Genomic DNA, 15,276 nt, shown 5'->3' with positions numbered 1-15,276 from the left:
AGCGACCGCGAGAGAAGGGCGACATCGTGAAGACCGTCCGCGAGATCATGACAGAGGGTCCCGTCGTGCTCGGGCCCGAGGCGACGGCCGTCGACGCGGCCCGCGCCATGCGCGACGTCAACATCGGCAGCGTCCTCGTGGTGGACGGCGACGAGCTGGTCGGCATCGTGACGGACCGGGACATCGTGCTGCGGGTCATCGCCGAGAACGTGGCGCCCGGTTCGGCCATGCTCTCGAGCATCAGCACCCCGGCCGACGTGGTGGCCGCACCGGACGACCTCGTCGGCGACGTCGTGCGCCTCATGCGCGACAGTGCCGTGCGGCGCGTCCCCGTCGTGGAGGGCGGCACGCCGGTGGGAGTCGTGTCACTCGGCGACCTGGCGATCGAGCAGGATCACGGCTCGGTGCTCGCCGACATCAGCGCGGCTGCGCCTGACCGTCTCTGAGGCGTCTGCTGCCGAGCCGCCGCGCCCACCGGTAGGCGGGCTCGCGCACGGCGACGACCCAGGCCGGCGGTGAGGTGCCGGCGAGCTCGTTGACGACCGGGTCGAACCGCGTGGGGGCGTCAGCCTGCTCGAGGTGCAGCTGCAGGAGCCCTATCGCGCGCCAGGCGCCACCGTCGAGCGATGCCGCCAGCTCGTACTCACGCGGCACGGCGTCGTCGCCGCTGGGTCTCGCGAGCAGGGCGAGCGAGTGCTCCCCTGCCCTGGTCGGCAGCAGCGTCGTCAGGGGTCGGCTCGTGGCCCACCGGACCGGACGCAGGACGTAGCGGGTGACCCGTCCCGTCCCCGTCGTGGCGAGGAGCAGGTCGGCGGGGCCGCCGGACGTGCCGGCGGCCGGCAGACGCACGGCGAGGCCGCCGACGTCCCACCAGCCGGGCCTGGTGCTCATGGCGCGGGAGACGCGGACGGTGCACGGGTGCACGCCGCGGTCGACGAGCAGCGGGACCCCGAGGTGCGCGGCCGGCGCGTCGATGCGCAGCTCGGCGTCCCAGGTCCTCCCGACGGCATGGAGCGGCTTGCGTCCGGAGGCCCACGCGACGAGCCCGAGTCCCGCGGCGAGCACGACGCCGGCAGCGCGCTCGGGAGGGGTGGGCATACGCGGCGGTGCGGGTCGCGGGAGAGAGGTGGCGGTCACGAGGTCCACCTACCCAGCCGGAGGCGACTGCGCCGTCCTGGGGCGGGGCGCTCACTCGACCGGGGCGGGGCGCTCACTCGAGTGGGGGTCGTCTCGGACGGGAGGACATCGCGGGCGGGAGGTCGGCGGTGTCGGCGGACGGCCAGGCCGCCGGGTCGGGACCGAGGGCGGCCAGTTCGGTCACCTGCTCACGACACCACGTCGAGACCGCACGTCGGCCGGACAGGACGTCCGCGGAGAACTGGCGCCACGGCACCCACTCCGCCGCCTCGACCTCGGCGGGGTCGGGGCCGGGCGCAGGCGCGACCCCGCTGACGCGACCGACGAGCACCGGGCACAGCTCCCACTCGACGACGCCGTCCATCTCGGCGCGGTAGGAGAAGCGGGGCAGCACGAGGCGCAGTTCGTGCGCGTCCAGGCCGAGCTCGTCCCGCGCGCGGCGGGCGACGGCGTCCTCGACGGGCTCACCCGGGGCCGGGTGACCGCAGGCGGAGTTGGTCCAGACGCCCGGGAAGGTGGCCTTGGCGAGGGCGCGCTGCGTCACGAGGAGCGAGCCGGTGTCGTCGAGGAGGTAGACGGAGAAGGCGAGGTGGAGCGGGGTGTCGGCGTGGTGGACCGTCGCCTTGGGCGCCGTGCCGATGGCCTCGCCGTCCGGGGAGACGAGCACGACGAGCTCCTCCTCGCCGGTCGGGGTCACGGCGGTCATCGGCCGGGCCTCGCCAGCTCGTTGACCGCGCCACGGAAGACCGGGGGCAGGGTCGCGGCGGCCGGCACGAGCAGCCACCGGGTCCACGCAGGGCGGGTGACGTGGACGAGCGCGTGCGTCAGCAGCGTGTAGCGCCGGGTGGCCGCCCGCCACGACCGCTCGTAGGACTGCGGGTCGTCGCCGGCGACCGCCGCGACCGCGGCCCGCGCGTGGGCGAGGCCGAGCGAGATGCCTTCTCCCGTCAGGGCGTCGACGTAGCCGCTCGCGTCGCCGGCGAGCAGGACCCGACCCGCGACGCGGTGCGTCGTGCGCTGGCGCAGCGGCCCGGCACCGCGCACCGACGTCACGACCGGCGCCCCGTCGAGGCGCTCGCGCAGCTCGGGGAACTCGGCAAGACTCTCGGACAAGGGGTTTCGCTGCTTGCTGAGCACGGCGACCCCGACGAGGTCGTCGGCGACGGGCGTCACGTACGCCTCTCCGTGGGCGCCCCAGTGCACCTCGACGTGGTCTCCCCACGGGCGTATGCCGTAGTGCTGGCGGAGCCCGTAGCGGCGGAGCGGGCGCGTGTCGGCCGTTCGAGCGACGCCTCGGCTCCCGGTGGAGAGGCGGCGGCCGGTCGGGTGGTCGCGGTCGAGACCGAGGGAGCGGCGCGTCGGCGAGTGCAGCCCGTCGGCGGCGATGACCCAGGGCGCGGTGAGTGTCGGCCCGTCGCTGCCCGCGTCGTCGGTGCGCACGGTCACGCCCGTGTCGTCCTGCGTCACCTCGGTCGCGCCGAACGGGAGCACCTCGACGCCGGCGGCGACCACGGCCTCGGTCAGGGCGGCGTGCAGGGTGGTGCGCCGGATGCCGCGTCCCGGACCGGCCGTGAAGTCGGCCTCGGCGACGCGGCCCCGGGCGATGTAGCGGATGCCGCGGAGGTCGTGTCCGGCCGGGTCGACCCCGAGGCCGGCGAGGGCCTGGAGGCCACCGGGCATCAGGCCCTCGCCGCAGGCCTTGTCGATCGAGCCCGCCCGCGGCTCGAGGACGACGGGAGACAGACCCGAGCGGACGGCATACAACGCCGTGGCGAGGCCGACAGGGCCGCCGCCGATGACGATGACGTCGACGCTCACGGGGTGGCCCCAGTGGGGGCACCTGCGGGAGAGGCGATCTCGCGCAAGGCATCGTTCTCGACGCGGATGCGGACGGTGAGCAGCGCCGCGTTGGCGACGGTGAAGACGAGGGCCGTCACCCAGGCGGTGTGCACGAGCGGCAGGGCGAGGCCCTCGACGACGACGGCGACGTAGTTCGGGTGCGGGATGACGCCGTAGGGGCCGCGGCGCACGAGCGGGAGGCCGGGGACGACGATGACGCGGGTGTTCCACTGGTTGCCGAGGGTCGTGATGCACCACCAGCGCAGGGCCTGGCTGGCCACGACGAGCGCGAGCATGACCCAGCCGAGGGCCGGGACGAACGGGCGGTCGGCGAGCCACACCTCCGCGACGGCACCGACGAGCAGGCCCGTGTGGAGCACGACCATGACGGGGTAGTGCGACTGCCCCCGCTCGACACCGCCGCGCGAGAACGCCCACGCGGCATGGCGTTTCGACACGATGAGCTCGGCGAGACGCTCGACCCCGACGAGCAGGACGAGGCCGGTGAAGAGCCACTGGGAGGTCATCGCCACTCCTGTCAGTCGGCCGCGCGGAGCAGGACGAGCTCGAGGCAGAAGCCGGGGCCCATCGCCATGAGGACGCCCCACGAGCCGGGCTCGGGGGTGTGGTCGGCGAGGGTGTCGGCAAGCACGTGGAGCACGGACGCGGAGCTGAGGTTGCCGATGCGGTCGAGCGAGCGCCAGGTGACGCCGAGCGCCTCCCGGTCCACCTCGAGCGCCTCCTGCATCGCCTCGAGGACCTTCGGCCCCCCGGGGTGCGCGACCCACCAGCCGATGTCGGCGCGGGTCAGGCCCTGGCCGGCGAGGAAGCGGTCGACGTCGTCGCGGACGTTCTCGCGCACGAGGTCGGGGACCTCGGCGCCGAGGACGATGCGCAGCCCCGTCGCGCCGACGTCCCAGCCCATGGCGCGCTCGGTGCCGGAGTAGAGCCGGCTGCGGGTGGCGACGACGCGTGGCTGGGCCGACGCGAGGTCGGCCGCGCGGTGGGCACCGACCATGACGACGGCGGCGGCGCCGTCGCCGAAGAGGCCGCTGGCGACGAGGTTCGCGGTCGACCGGTCGTCGCGCTGGACGGTGAGGCTGCACAGCTCGACGGAGAGGAGCACCGCGACGTCGTCGGGGTGGCCGAGGAGGTAGTCGTGGACGCGGGCCACACCGGCGGCGCCCGCGACGCAGCCGAGCCCGACGAGCGGGACCCGCTTCACGTCGTCACGCAGCCCGATCTCGGCGGCGACGCGGGCCTCGATCGACGGGACGGCGAGACCGGTGATCGTCGTCGACACGATGAGATCGACGTCCCGCGGGGTGAGACCACAGGCGGCGAGCGCCTTGGTGACCGCATGCGAGCCGAGCTCGGTCGCGACCCGGATGAACTCGTCGTTGGCCGCGCCGAAGTCCGCGAGCTGCCAGTAGCGCTCGAGCGGCAGGGCCAGGTGGCGCTGGCTCACCCCGGCGTTGGCGTGGAAGCGCTCGAGGAGCGCCCGGTCCGACCCGGTCGAGCCGAGCACGTCGGCGAAGGCCGCCGTGACCTCGGCCTGCGCGTAGCTGTGCTCGGGCAGGACGCCGCGGACGGCCGCTAGGTGGCTCACCGCCTCAGAGTAGGCGCCCCGGGCGCCGGTGTGTCGCGAGGCTGGACAGGGCCTTCGGCAGAGCGTTGCGTCCCCAGCGGTCCCGGGAGGGTGGCGGCGGGAGCCCTAGGCTCGGCCCGTGGCGGTGCGGCGGACGGTGCGGGGTCTGGCGCTCGCCTGCCATCCGGGCCCGACCGTGGCCGTCACGGTGCTCACGGCCCTGCTCGCCTGGTCGGCGGGCCACACGCTCGCGCGCGGGCTGCTCGTGACCGCGGCCGTGCTCACAGGCCAGCTGTCGATCGGCTGGTCGAACGACCTCCTCGACGCACGTCGCGACCGCGCCGTCGGGCGCACCGACAAGCCCTTGGCCGCCGGCGCCGTGACCGAGCCGGTCGTCCGCGCCGCCTGCGGGGCCGCGCTCGTCGCGTGCGTCGTGCTGTCGCTCGCGTGCGGATGGGCCTCGGGACTCGTCCACCTCTTCCTCGGCGTCGCCTCGGGCTGGGCGTACAACCTGTGGTTCAAGCGCACCGCGCTCTCCCCGCTGCCGTATGCCGTCGCGTTCGCCGCGCTGCCGGCCGTCGTCACGCTCGCCCTCCCCCACCCCGTCTGGCCGCCCGCGTGGGTGCTCCTGACCGGCGCACTGCTCGGGGTCGGCGCGCACCTGCTCAACGCCCTGCCCGACCTCGCCGACGACGAGGCGACCGGGGTGCGCGGTCTGCCGCACCGGCTCGGGGAGCGGGTCGTGCGGTGGCTGGCGCCCGCGGTGCTGCTCGCGGGGTCGGTCGTGGCGGCATACGGCCCCGGTCCGGACGCCGTCGGGCTGGGACTGCTCGCGGCGAGCGTGGCTCTCGCGGTCGTGGCCGTCGTGGGGCGCGGGCGCCTGCCGTTCGTGGCGGCGGTGCTCATCGCCCTCGCGAACGTCGTCAGCCTCGTCGTGCGCAGCTGAGCTCAGTCGGTCGGCGTGATCCGGACGACGACGCGGGTGCTGTTGCCGCGGCGCACGACCCACTCGATGGCCATGAAGATGCGGAACTCGACGCCGTACTTGCGCGCGAGCCGACGGTTGACCGCCTCGGAGGCGGCGGAGTCGCGGATGATCTCGGCGCGGCCCTCGACGACCGGGGCGTCGGGCTCCACGTTGCCGCGGCGGTCGCACGGCTGGATCGTGACGCGCGGGTCGTGGCGCAGGCGCTTGAGCTTGCCGGCACCGTCGGGCGTGCTGACGATCGCGGCCCCGGCGTCGGGCAGCACCCACACGGGGGTCGGGACCGGCTCGCCGTTGCGGCGGTAGGTCGTCAGCAGCACGAAACGTTCGCCGCCGAGGTTGTGGAGCGTGGGCGCCTGGGTCATGGGCCAGACGTACCCGGTCCGCCGGCGCCGCCTGCAGGGACGCCCCGCCGGCACCCTGTGCATTGGGTCACCCCCTGACCCACGGACGCGGTTCGTCCGGTTGCCGCGAGGCAAAGTCACCTCCTGACCCGATGCACAGCGCGCGGTCCGTCCCGTCGTCGCACCTCGTGGCTACGATCGGCGGGTGAGCGCCAAGCCCGTCGTCGTCGAAGCGCCCAGTCCGTCGAGCCCGTCCGGGGTGCGGGAGGTGCGCGTCTCGAGTCCCGACCGGGTGCTGTGGCCGGCCGCCGGCATGGCCGACGGGCAGCCGGTGACGAAGCTCGACATGGCGCACTACCTCGTCGCGGTTGCCGACCCGATGCTTCGGGCGCTCGGCGACCGACCGGTGACGCTCCAGCGCTTCCCGGAGGGCATCGAGGGCGAGGAGTTCTTCTCCAAGAACCCACCCAAGGGCGTGCCCGAGGGGACGCGCACGGTCATGTGCACCTATCCGTCGGGCCGCAAGCACCCGCAGCTCGTCATCGACGAGATCGCCGATGCCGTGTGGGCGGCGCAGATGAACACCATCACCTTCCACCCGTGGCCGGTCCGCACGGCCGACATCGACCGGCCCGACGAGCTGCGCATCGACCTCGACCCCCAGCCGGGGCGCGGTTTCACGGACGCCGTCGAGGCCGCGCTCGCCCTGCGCGAGGTGATGGCCGAGATCGGCCTCACCGCGTGGGCCAAGACCTCCGGCAACCGGGGGGTCCACGTCTATGCGCGGGTCGCGCCGACGCACGAGTTCCTCGACGTGCGGCACGGCGTCATCGGCATCGCCCGCGAGCTCGAGCGACGCCTCCCCGACCTCGTGACGACCTCGTGGTGGAAGGAGGAGCGCGGCGAGAAGATCTTCGTCGACTTCAACCAGGCCTGCCGCGACCGCACCATCGCGTCGGCCTACTCCCCCCGGCCGCTCCCCGGTGCGCCGGTGTCGACGCCGGTGACCTGGGACGAGCTCGCGTCCGTCGACCCCAAGGAGCTGACGGTGCGCACCGTGCCGCAGCTCGTCGCCGACCGTGGCGACGCGTGGGCCGGCATCGACGACGAGGTCGGTGACGTCGCGGCCGCGATCGCCCTGTGGGACAAGGACGTCAACGAGCGGGGGCTCGGGGAGCTGAACTTCCCGCCCGACTACCCCAAGATGCCGGGCGAGCCGCCGCGCGTTCAGCCGAGCAAGCGGCGCTCCGACAAGGCCGACACCGAGTACATGGCTCCCAAGGCCGAGCGCGACGCCGACCTGCGCACGACGTGGGGCATGCCGGTCGTCCCTCCCGTCTCGCCGATGCTCGCCAAGCCGGTCAAGGACTTCTCGGCCGTCAAGGTCGACGTGCTCTACGAGCCGAAGTGGGACGGCTTCCGGTCGATCATCTTCCGGTCCGGCGACCTCGTCGAGATCGGGTCCCGCAACGAGAAGCCCATGACGCGCTACTTTCCCGACGTCGTCGAGGCCGTTCTCGCCAACTTCCCCGACAAATGCGTCATCGACGGCGAGATCGTCCTCGTGTCGCCGGAGTCGGGAGACCGGCTCGACTTCGACCTGCTCCAGCAGCGCATCCACCCGGCGGCCTCGCGCGTCAAGAAGCTCGCGGCCGAGACGCCGGCATCGTTCGTCGCCTTCGACCTGCTCGCGCTCGGCGAAGAGTCCTACCTCGACAAGCCGTTCGCCGAGCGGCGCGCGGCGCTCGAGAAGGCACTCGCCACGGCCGAGGCGCCCGTCCACCTGACCGCGGCGACAGCCGACCGCGACGTCGCGAAGGGCTGGTTCACCCAGTTCGAGGGCGCGGGCCTCGACGGCGTCATCGCCAAGCCGGTCGACATCGCCTACGAGCCCGACAAGCGCCTCATGTTCAAGATCAAGCACGAGCGCACGGCCGACTGCGTCGTCGCCGGCTACCGGGTGCACAAGAGCGGGCCCGACGCCATCGGCTCGCTCCTGCTCGGGCTCTACGGCGAGGACGGGCAGCTCGCCTCGGTCGGCGTCATCGGCGCCTTCCCCATGGCTCGCCGCAAGGAGCTCTTCGAGGAGCTCCAGCCCCTCGTCGCCGAGTGGGACGAGCACCCCTGGAACTGGGCTGCTCCAGCGGAGGACGCCGGCGGCGTCCGCACTCCGCGCTCGTCGGAGTACTCCCGCTGGAACAACCAGAAGGACCTCTCGTTCGTGCCCCTGCGTCCAGAGCGCGTCGTCGAGGTGCGCTACGACCACATGGAGGGCACCCGCTTCCGACACACGGCGCAGTTCGTCCGGTGGCGCGAGGACCGCACGCCCGAGTCGTGCACCTTCGACCAGCTCGACGAGCCCGTCAGCTACGACCTCGCCGACGTCCTCTCCGCCGGGTCCGACTGACCGACAGGGCGTCTCGACCCGTCAGTGGCGGGGCTGGCGGGGGCGACGGTCGTGGTGGCGGTCGGCCGCCTCGCGCAGCTGGGAGACGACCTTGGTCTCGGCGTCCTTGAGCGCGGCCTTGGTGTCGGTCAGGTCGGAGACCCCGATGACGGTCGGCAGCCCGCTGATGCAGACCTCGACGGAGGTGTGCATGCCCGGCTGCCCGCGGTCCTTGACCCGGAGCCCGATGTGGACCATCGACGGGTCGAAGCGCTCCAGCTGGGTGAACAGCTGGGTCAGCGCGTGCTCGATGAAGGGAAGGTCGTCCGCGTGGTAGCCGTCCTCGAGACGGACCCGATCCATGTAGAGGCTAGACGTGCTCATGCCGAGCTCCTTTGCCGCGTGGGCGCCGGTGTCGACGTCCACCTCGAGTCTATCGAGGCGCCTTGGCGTGCAACCGTTTCAGGCCTATGAGGGTGGTCACCCGCCGCGGGCCGCAGACGGGCGCCGCGCATCGGCAGTAGCGTGCGAGCATGCAGTTCACCCAGGAGATCGTCGTCCAGGTGCCGCGGGAGCGGTTCATCGAGCTGTTCGACGACCCGGCCAACCTGCCGAAGTGGCAGGAGGGGCTGATCTCCTTCGAGCCGATGCACGGCGAGCCCGGTCACCCGGGCGCCCAGTCCCGCCTGACCTACCGCCGTGGGCGCGGCACCCTCGAGATGGTCGAGACGGTGACGCGCCGTGACCTGCCGTATGCGTTCGATGGCACCTACGACGCCAAGGGCGTGCACTCGACCACGCGCAACGAGTTCCACGAGGCCGGTCCCGACGCCACGCGCTGGGTGACCCACAACGAGTTCCAGTTCCAGGGCGCCATGAAGGTCGTGGGCGTGCTGATGGCCAAGAGCTTCCCGAAGCAGAGCCTGTCGATGATGGAGGCGTTCAAGACCTTCGCCGAGTCGCAGCCGCGGTAGCAGACGCGACCCGGCAGAGGCAGGGCTCAGAGCAGGTCGGTGAGCTCGGTCCGGGCCGCCTCCCGCACGGCCGTGAGGGCGTCGACGGCGGTGCGCGCACCACGGGCCGCGGCGGCGAGGGCCTGGCACTCGGCGACCGAGTGGAGCGAGAGTGCCAGCCGCACGACCGGCACCTTGCTCGGCGCCATGGACAGCGACGAGGCCCCGAGGCCGACGAGGACGAGGGCGAGCAGCGGGTCGCCGGCGGACTCGCCACAGACCCCGATGGGACGGCCGGCTCGGGCGGCCCCCTCGCACGCGAGCCCGACGACGTCGAGGACGCCCGGCTGCCACGGGTCGAGCAGGTCGGACAGCGCGCCCTGCATGCGGTCGGCGGCCATCGTGTACTGCGCGAGGTCGTTGGTGCCGAGCGAGCCGAAGTCGACCTCTCCGAGCACATCGTGGGCCCGCAGCGCAGCCCCCGGCACCTCGATCATGACACCGGCCTTGGGCAGCCCGTTCTCGCGGACGCGCCGCGCGAACCACGCCGCCTCCTCGGCCGTGGCGACCATCGGAGCCATGACGCGCACGTCGGCGCCGGTCTCGCGGGCGGCGACGGCGAGCGCCTCGAGCTGGGCGTCGAGCAGGTCGGGCCGCTCGGCCGAGAGCCGGAGGCCGCGACGCCCGAGGGCCGGGTTCTCCTCGGGCCCGAGGTCGGCGAACTTCAGCGGCTTGTCGGCGCCGGCGTCGAGGGTGCGCACGACGACGCGTCGTCCCTCGAAGGGCGCGAAGACGCCGCGGTAGATCTCGGTCTGCTCCTCGACCGTCGGGGCCTTGGTCGCCGAGAGGTAGACGAACTCGGTGCGGAAGAGCCCGACGCCCTCGAGGTCCAGGGCTCCGGCGGCGACGGCGTCCTCGACGCCGCCGATGTTGGCGAGCAACGCGACGTCGGCGCCGTCGGACGTGCGACCCGGACCGGAGAGGTGCGACAGCGCCTCGGCGCGGCGCGCGGCCCGCTCCCGCTGGGCGGTCACGAGCTCCATGTCGGGGTCGATCGTCACCTCACCGGTGTCGCCGTCGAGCGCGACGGGGGTGCCCGCGGCGATCTCGGTGGCCCCGGCGAGCTGGACGACGGCGGGGATCCCCATCTGCGCGGCGAGGATCGCCGTGTGGCTCGTGCGGCCGCCGGCCTCGGTGACGATGCCGACGACGAGGCGCCGGTCGAGCGTCGCCGTCTCGGCGGGCGCGAGGTCCTCGGCGACGATGACGCTGGGCTCGGTGAAGGAGGGTACGCCGGGGGCCGGGACCCCGAGCACCGCTGCGACGGCGCGTGACCCGACGTCGCGCAGGTCGGCGACCCGCTCGGCGAAGTAGCCGCCGAGCGCCTCGAACTGCGCGGCATACGTCTCCACCGCGTTGGCGATGGAGTGCGCCCGGCCGTGCCCGGCCGCGAGCTCCTTGGCCGCGGCCTTGACGAGGCCCTTGTCGCGGGCGATGAGGGCCGTCGCCTTGAGGATCTGCTGGGCCGTGTCGTCGACCCGGGTCGCCCGCTCCTCGAGCGAGACGGCGACCGACTCGAAGGCCGCCCGCACGTCGGCGAGCGCCGCCTCCTGGTCGTCGACGGCCTTCTCGTCGGCCGGAGGCCGGACCGGCGGTGCGACCTGCACCACCGGCCCGTACGCCGTGCCCGGGCTGACACCGATGCCGTGCCTGGTCTCGGAGGAGCTCACCGACTCGGCCATGCTCGTTACTCCGCGTCGAGGTCGCGCGAGAGGAGCGCGACGAGCGAGTCGAGCGTCTCGTCGGCGCCGTCGCCCTCGGCCGTCAGGACGACCTCCTCGCCGTGCCTGGCCCCGAGGGCCATGACGCCGAGGATGCTCGTCGCGTCGACGGGGTCCTCGCCGGGCTTGGCGATCTCGACGTCGAGCCCGGACGCGCTCGCGGCCTCGACGAAGAGGGCGGCCGGGCGGGCGTGGAGCCCCACCGAGGAGGCGATGGTGACGGTGCGGGTTGCCATGGACGTGCTCCTTCTATGGATTCAGAGTGGTCGTGCTGTCGATGTGGATCAGACGGCGATCGAGCTCACGCCCTGATCAGACCGTAGCGCTCGCGTCGACCTCTGCAAGGTGCGTGTCGCGGGACTTCAGGGCGACGACGATCGCGGTCATGACGAGGACGCCGATGACGAGAGCGAGCAGGAAGAGGAGGAAGTTGCCGATGAGCGGCAGCACCCAGATGCCGCCGTGCGGGGCGCGGAGCGTCGCGCCGAACATCATCACGAGGCCACCGGTGACGGCGGAGCCGACGACGGAGGAGGTGATGATGCGGACCGGGTCGGCCGCCGCGAACGGGATGGCTCCCTCGGAGATGAACGACGCACCGAGCAGCCAGGCGGCCTTGCCGTTCTCGCGCTCGGGCTCGGAGAAGAGGTGCGGGCGGACCGTCGTGGCGAGGGCCATGGCGAGCGGCGCGACCATGCCGGCCGCCATGACGGCGGCCATGATCTTCAGCTGGGGAGCGTCGGCCACCGTGCCGGCCGTGGCCAGGCCCGCGGTCGCGAAGAAGTAGGCCGCCTTGTTGACCGGGCCACCGAGGTCGAAGCCCATCATGGCGCCGAGGACGATGCCGAGGAGCAGCGCGCTCGAGCCGCTCATGTCGTTGAGGCCGCTCGTCAGCGCGTCGCTCAGGGCCTTGATCGGGCGGCCGAGGACGGTGATGAACAGTCCCGCGGTGATGAGGGTCGACAGGAGCGGGATGACGACGACCGGCATGACGCCGCGGACCCCCTTGGCGACCTTCCAGTGCGCGATCCAGCGAGCGACGAAGCCGGCGAGGAAGCCGGTGGCGAGGCCGCCGAGGAAGCCGGCGCCCATCGTCGCGGCGATGGACCCGCCGACGATGCCGGGCACGAGGCCGGGACGGTCGGCGATCGCGAAGGCGATGAAGCCGGAGAGGATCGGCACGAGGAAGCCGAAGGAGGCGCCGCCGATGACGAAGAGCAGACCGGCCCACGACTCGAGGCTGAGGGCGCTGAAGCTCTGGGTGATGTTGTACTTGCCCTCGGCCGTGAGGCCGTACTTGACGATCTCGATGGCCCCCTGCTCGCCGAGGGCGACCTGGGCGAGCATGAACGACAGGGCGATGAGGATGCCGCCGGCCGCGACGAACGGGATCATGTAGGAGACACCGGTCATGAGCCACTGGCGGATCTTCGTGCCGGTGCTCGCGCCGCTCTCGACCTTCGAGGTCAGACCGCCGGAGGAGCCACCGGCAGCGGCGGCCGCGACGGCGGCCTCGCGCTTGCTCGGGTCGGCGTCCCACTCGGTGACGAGCTGCTCGGCCTGGGAGACGAGCGCCGGGCCGTCGGAGATGCCCTTCTTGACGCCGACGTCGACGAGGGGCTTGCCGGCGAAGCGGCCGGCGTCCTTGACGGGCAGGTCGTGGGCGAAGATGACCGCGTCGGCGGCCGCGATCTCGGCCGCGCTGAGCGGCGTCGAGCCTGCCGAGCCCTGGGTCTCGACCTTCATCGTGTGGCCCGCGGCCTTCGCGGCGTTCTCGAGACCCTCGGCCGCCATGTAGGTGTGGGCGATGCCGGTGGGGCACGAGGTGACTCCGACGAGGTTGAGCACGCGCTTGGCGGCCGGGGGCGCAGCCGCGCCCGTCGTGTCCGTGCCGGCGGCACCGGCTCCGGCCCCAGCGGTGCCGGCGGCTGCGGCTGCCATGACCGGCTGGTCGAGCTCGACCTCGGCGCTGACGATCCGGACGACCTCGGCCTCCGTCGTCGCGGCGGCGAGGGCGGCCTTGAAGTCCTTCTTCATGAGGGCGCGGGCGAGCTTGGGCAGCATCTGCATGTGCGCGTCGCCGCCGGCCTCGGGGGCCGCGATGAGGAACACGAGGGTGGCCGGGCCGTCCTTGGCACCCCAGTCGATGCCGTCGCCGGAGCGCCCGAAGACGAGCGAGGGCTCGGTGATGGCGGCGCTGCGGGCGTGCGGGATGCCGATGCCGCCGGGCAGCCCGGTCGCCATCGTCTCTTCGCGCTTGCGCACGTCGCCGAGGAAGGCGTCGAGGTCGGTGCACCGACCGGAGGCGACGAGGCGCTCGCCGAGCCTCCGGGTCGCCTCGTGGCGATCGGCACCGGTGAGGTCGAGGACGACCTGGTCTTCGGTGATCAGGGACATGGGATTTCCTTTCGGAGGATCGGGACGATCAGGTGTTCGGCGTCTGGGGCGTGTCAGGACAGGACACTCAGGACACGGTCGAAGTCGGGCTCGCGGGTCAGCTCGGCGCGTATGCCGTCGAGGTCGTCGGGTGAGGGCACGCGGCTTCCGGGGAGGGTGACCGCCGCGGCGCCCCACGTCACCCCCGTCATGAGGGCGTCCGCCGGGGTGAGCCCGGTGGACAGTCCGTGGAGCAGGCCGGCGAGCATGCAGTCGCCGGCGCCCACGGTGGACAGGGGGGCCGTGATCGTCGCGCGGGCGTGCGCACACTCGTCGGCGGTCACGAGCAGGGCGCCGTCGCCGCCGAGGCTGACGGCCACGACGTCGATGCCACCGGCGACGAGCTCGCGGGCTGCGTCGCGGACGTGGCCCAGGGTGGGCAGGTCGTGGTCGACGAGCTCGGCGAGCTCCTCGTGGTTGGGCTTGATGAGGTGCGGCTTCGCGGCGACGGCGGCGGCGAACGGGGCGCCGGAGGAGTCGATGGCGACCCGCAGTCCGCGCTCGCGCACCCGGGCGACGAGGCCGGCATACAGGTCGGTGGGCGCTCCGGGCGGGAGGCTGCCGCAGCCGACGACCCACTGGGCGCCGTCGGCGCGCTCGAGGGTCGTCGCGAGCAGCGACTCGACCTCCTCGGCCGAGAGGTCGGGTCCGGGCTCGTTGAGCTTGGTCGTCGTGCCGTCGGGCTCGAGGACGCTGATGTTCATCCGGACCGACCCGCGGACCGGCACGGACGCGTAGCCGACACCGGCGGCGTCGAGCAGCTCCTCGAGGAGGTGGCCCTCGGGGCCTCCGCTCGGCAGGACCGCGACGGTGGGGCCGCCCTGCGCGGCCAGGGCGCGGGAGACGTTGACACCCTTGCCGCCCGGGTCGATGCGGCTGCTCGTGGCGCGGTGCACCTCGCCCCGGCGGAGCGCGTCGATGAGGACGGCCCGGTCGATGCTCGGGTTGGGCGTGAGCGTGACGATCATGCGGTCACCACTTCCGGTCCGGCCGCGCGGATCTCGGCGGCGACGTCGTCGTCGAGGTCGGTGTCGGTGATGACGACGTCGACGTCGGCGAGCTGGGCGAATCGGTGCAGGTGGTCGTCGCCGGCCTTGCTCGAGTCGGTGAGGACCACGCACTTGCGGGCGGCGCCGACCATGGCGCGCTTGACGAGCGACTCGGACTGGTCGGGCGTCGTGAGGCCACGGGCGACGGACAGGCCGTTGGTGCCGATGATGGCGACGTCGACGACGACGTCGGTCAGGGCCCCGGTGGCCCAGTCGCCGACGGCGGCGCCGGTCGTGCCGCGGACGCGGCCGCCGAGGAGGTAGAGCGTGATGCCGGGGTGGGTCGAGAGGACCGTGGCGGCGGCGAGGCTGTTCGTGAGGACGGTGAGGTCGAGGTCGGGCGGGAGCATCTCGGCGACGGCCAGGGTCGTCGACCCGCCGTCGAGGATGATGCTGCCGCCGCTGGGGAGCTCGTCGAGGGCGCGGGCCGCGATGCGGCGCTTGACGTCGGCGAGGCGGCCGGAGCGGGTGGCGAGCGTCGGCTCGACCTCGAGGCGCTCGACCGGGATGGCGCCTCCGTGGACCCGGCGCAGGGAGCCACGGCGCTCGAGGGCGGTGAGGTCGCGGCGCACGGTCTCGGCGGCGACACCGAGGGTGTCGGCGAGTGCGGTGACCTCGACCCGGCCGGCACGACGTGCCTCGGCGATGATCCGCTGCTGCCGCTCCGCTGCGTACATCGGACTCCCTCGTCCTGTGTGGTTCCTATCGTGCCCTCTGGGGCTCGTCCCCCAAGGAAACCACCGGTCCGGCGTGAAGTAAATAGATTCGGGCACCCGTT

General features: G+C 73.2%; 16 protein-coding genes and 1 pseudogene. 5 read left to right on the top strand and 12 right to left on the bottom strand.

All coding sequences use genetic code 11. The features are described 5' to 3' along the window. Window positions 1-26: 26 nt before the first annotated feature. Window positions 27-446, top strand: coding sequence for a CBS domain-containing protein (locus tag ACSQ2D_RS01310; protein ID WP_435984215.1), 420 nt, complete (start codon window positions 27-29; stop codon window positions 444-446). Here ACSQ2D_RS01310 and ACSQ2D_RS01305 read toward each other — a convergent pair. From ACSQ2D_RS01305 to ACSQ2D_RS01285, 5 genes are all read right to left on the bottom strand, one after another. Further along, a complete protein-coding gene (locus tag ACSQ2D_RS01305; RefSeq protein ID WP_435984214.1) occupies window positions 418-1,137 on the bottom strand; it encodes a phosphodiesterase in 720 nt (239 codons plus the stop codon). The two genes, ACSQ2D_RS01310 and ACSQ2D_RS01305, sit on opposite strands and share 29 nt — an antisense overlap. A 73-nt stretch (window positions 1,138-1,210) precedes the next feature. Then, on the bottom strand, window positions 1,211-1,843 hold the full coding sequence (gene idi, locus ACSQ2D_RS01300; protein ID WP_435984213.1) for an isopentenyl-diphosphate Delta-isomerase: 633 nt from the start codon (window positions 1,841-1,843) through the stop codon (window positions 1,211-1,213). Further along, complete coding sequence (locus ACSQ2D_RS01295; protein WP_435984212.1) at window positions 1,840-2,955, bottom strand: NAD(P)/FAD-dependent oxidoreductase; 1,116 nt, start codon at window positions 2,953-2,955, stop codon at window positions 1,840-1,842. The genes idi and ACSQ2D_RS01295 overlap by 4 nt, the downstream gene beginning before the upstream one ends. After that, complete coding sequence (locus ACSQ2D_RS01290; protein ID WP_435984211.1) at window positions 2,952-3,503, bottom strand: isoprenylcysteine carboxyl methyltransferase family protein; 552 nt, start codon at window positions 3,501-3,503, stop codon at window positions 2,952-2,954. Before ACSQ2D_RS01290 ends, ACSQ2D_RS01295 begins: the two co-directional genes overlap by 4 nt. Window positions 3,504-3,514: 11 nt before the next feature. Continuing rightward, window positions 3,515-4,585, bottom strand: a complete 1,071-nt coding sequence (locus ACSQ2D_RS01285; protein WP_435984210.1) for a type III polyketide synthase — start codon at window positions 4,583-4,585, stop codon at window positions 3,515-3,517. A 118-nt stretch (window positions 4,586-4,703) separates the two neighbouring features. Between ACSQ2D_RS01285 and ACSQ2D_RS01280 the strand changes: the two genes are divergently transcribed. Continuing rightward, complete coding sequence (locus ACSQ2D_RS01280) at window positions 4,704-5,510, top strand: UbiA family prenyltransferase (protein WP_435984209.1); 807 nt, start codon at window positions 4,704-4,706, stop codon at window positions 5,508-5,510. A 2-nt stretch (window positions 5,511-5,512) separates the two neighbouring features. Here ACSQ2D_RS01280 and ACSQ2D_RS01275 read toward each other — a convergent pair whose 3' ends face one another. Then, complete coding sequence (locus tag ACSQ2D_RS01275) at window positions 5,513-5,914, bottom strand: PPOX class F420-dependent oxidoreductase (protein WP_435984208.1); 402 nt, start codon at window positions 5,912-5,914, stop codon at window positions 5,513-5,515. 247 nt (window positions 5,915-6,161) lie between these two features. Here ACSQ2D_RS01275 and ligD point away from each other — a divergent pair. Further along, a pseudogene (gene ligD, locus ACSQ2D_RS01270) lies at window positions 6,162-7,139 on the top strand (non-homologous end-joining DNA ligase); the annotation flags it as partial. A gap of 24 nt (window positions 7,140-7,163) precedes the next feature. After that, a complete protein-coding gene (locus ACSQ2D_RS01265; protein WP_435987801.1) occupies window positions 7,164-8,300 on the top strand; it encodes an ATP-dependent DNA ligase in 1,137 nt (378 codons plus the stop codon). Between the two features lie 21 nt (window positions 8,301-8,321). Here ACSQ2D_RS01265 and ACSQ2D_RS01260 read toward each other — a convergent pair whose 3' ends face one another. Beyond that, window positions 8,322-8,663, bottom strand: coding sequence for a hypothetical protein (locus ACSQ2D_RS01260; protein WP_435984207.1), 342 nt, complete (start codon window positions 8,661-8,663; stop codon window positions 8,322-8,324). 149 nt (window positions 8,664-8,812) lie between these two features. Between ACSQ2D_RS01260 and ACSQ2D_RS01255 the strand changes: the two genes are divergently transcribed. Continuing rightward, the gene (locus ACSQ2D_RS01255; RefSeq protein ID WP_435984206.1) at window positions 8,813-9,253 is read left to right on the top strand and encodes an SRPBCC family protein; all 441 of its coding nucleotides are present in this window, start codon (window positions 8,813-8,815) and stop codon (window positions 9,251-9,253) included. Window positions 9,254-9,279: 26 nt separating this feature from the next. Here ACSQ2D_RS01255 and ptsP read toward each other — a convergent pair whose 3' ends face one another. From ptsP to ACSQ2D_RS01230, 5 genes are all read right to left on the bottom strand, one after another. Further along, a complete protein-coding gene (ptsP, locus tag ACSQ2D_RS01250) occupies window positions 9,280-10,974 on the bottom strand; it encodes a phosphoenolpyruvate--protein phosphotransferase (RefSeq protein ID WP_435984205.1) in 1,695 nt (564 codons plus the stop codon). Between the two features lie 5 nt (window positions 10,975-10,979). After that, the gene (locus tag ACSQ2D_RS01245) at window positions 10,980-11,249 is read right to left on the bottom strand and encodes an HPr family phosphocarrier protein (protein ID WP_435984204.1); all 270 of its coding nucleotides are present in this window, start codon (window positions 11,247-11,249) and stop codon (window positions 10,980-10,982) included. Window positions 11,250-11,325: 76 nt separating this feature from the next. Continuing rightward, entirely contained in the window at window positions 11,326-13,410 is a 2,085-nt protein-coding gene (locus tag ACSQ2D_RS01240) for a PTS fructose transporter subunit IIABC (protein WP_435984203.1), read from the bottom strand. A gap of 53 nt (window positions 13,411-13,463) precedes the next feature. Then, window positions 13,464-14,417, bottom strand: a complete 954-nt coding sequence (gene pfkB / locus ACSQ2D_RS01235; protein WP_435984202.1) for a 1-phosphofructokinase — start codon at window positions 14,415-14,417, stop codon at window positions 13,464-13,466. Further along, the gene (locus tag ACSQ2D_RS01230) at window positions 14,414-15,175 is read right to left on the bottom strand and encodes a DeoR/GlpR family DNA-binding transcription regulator (protein WP_435984201.1); all 762 of its coding nucleotides are present in this window, start codon (window positions 15,173-15,175) and stop codon (window positions 14,414-14,416) included. The genes pfkB and ACSQ2D_RS01230 overlap by 4 nt, the downstream gene beginning before the upstream one ends. Between the last annotated feature and the right edge of the window lie 101 nt (window positions 15,176-15,276).

Source organism: Terrabacter sp. LjRoot27, assembly GCF_964254175.1.
Classification (GTDB): domain Bacteria; phylum Actinomycetota; class Actinomycetes; order Actinomycetales; family Dermatophilaceae; genus Terrabacter.
The sequence above is the reverse complement of the archived record's forward strand: the minus strand, read 5'-3'. Positions and strand labels throughout refer to the sequence as shown.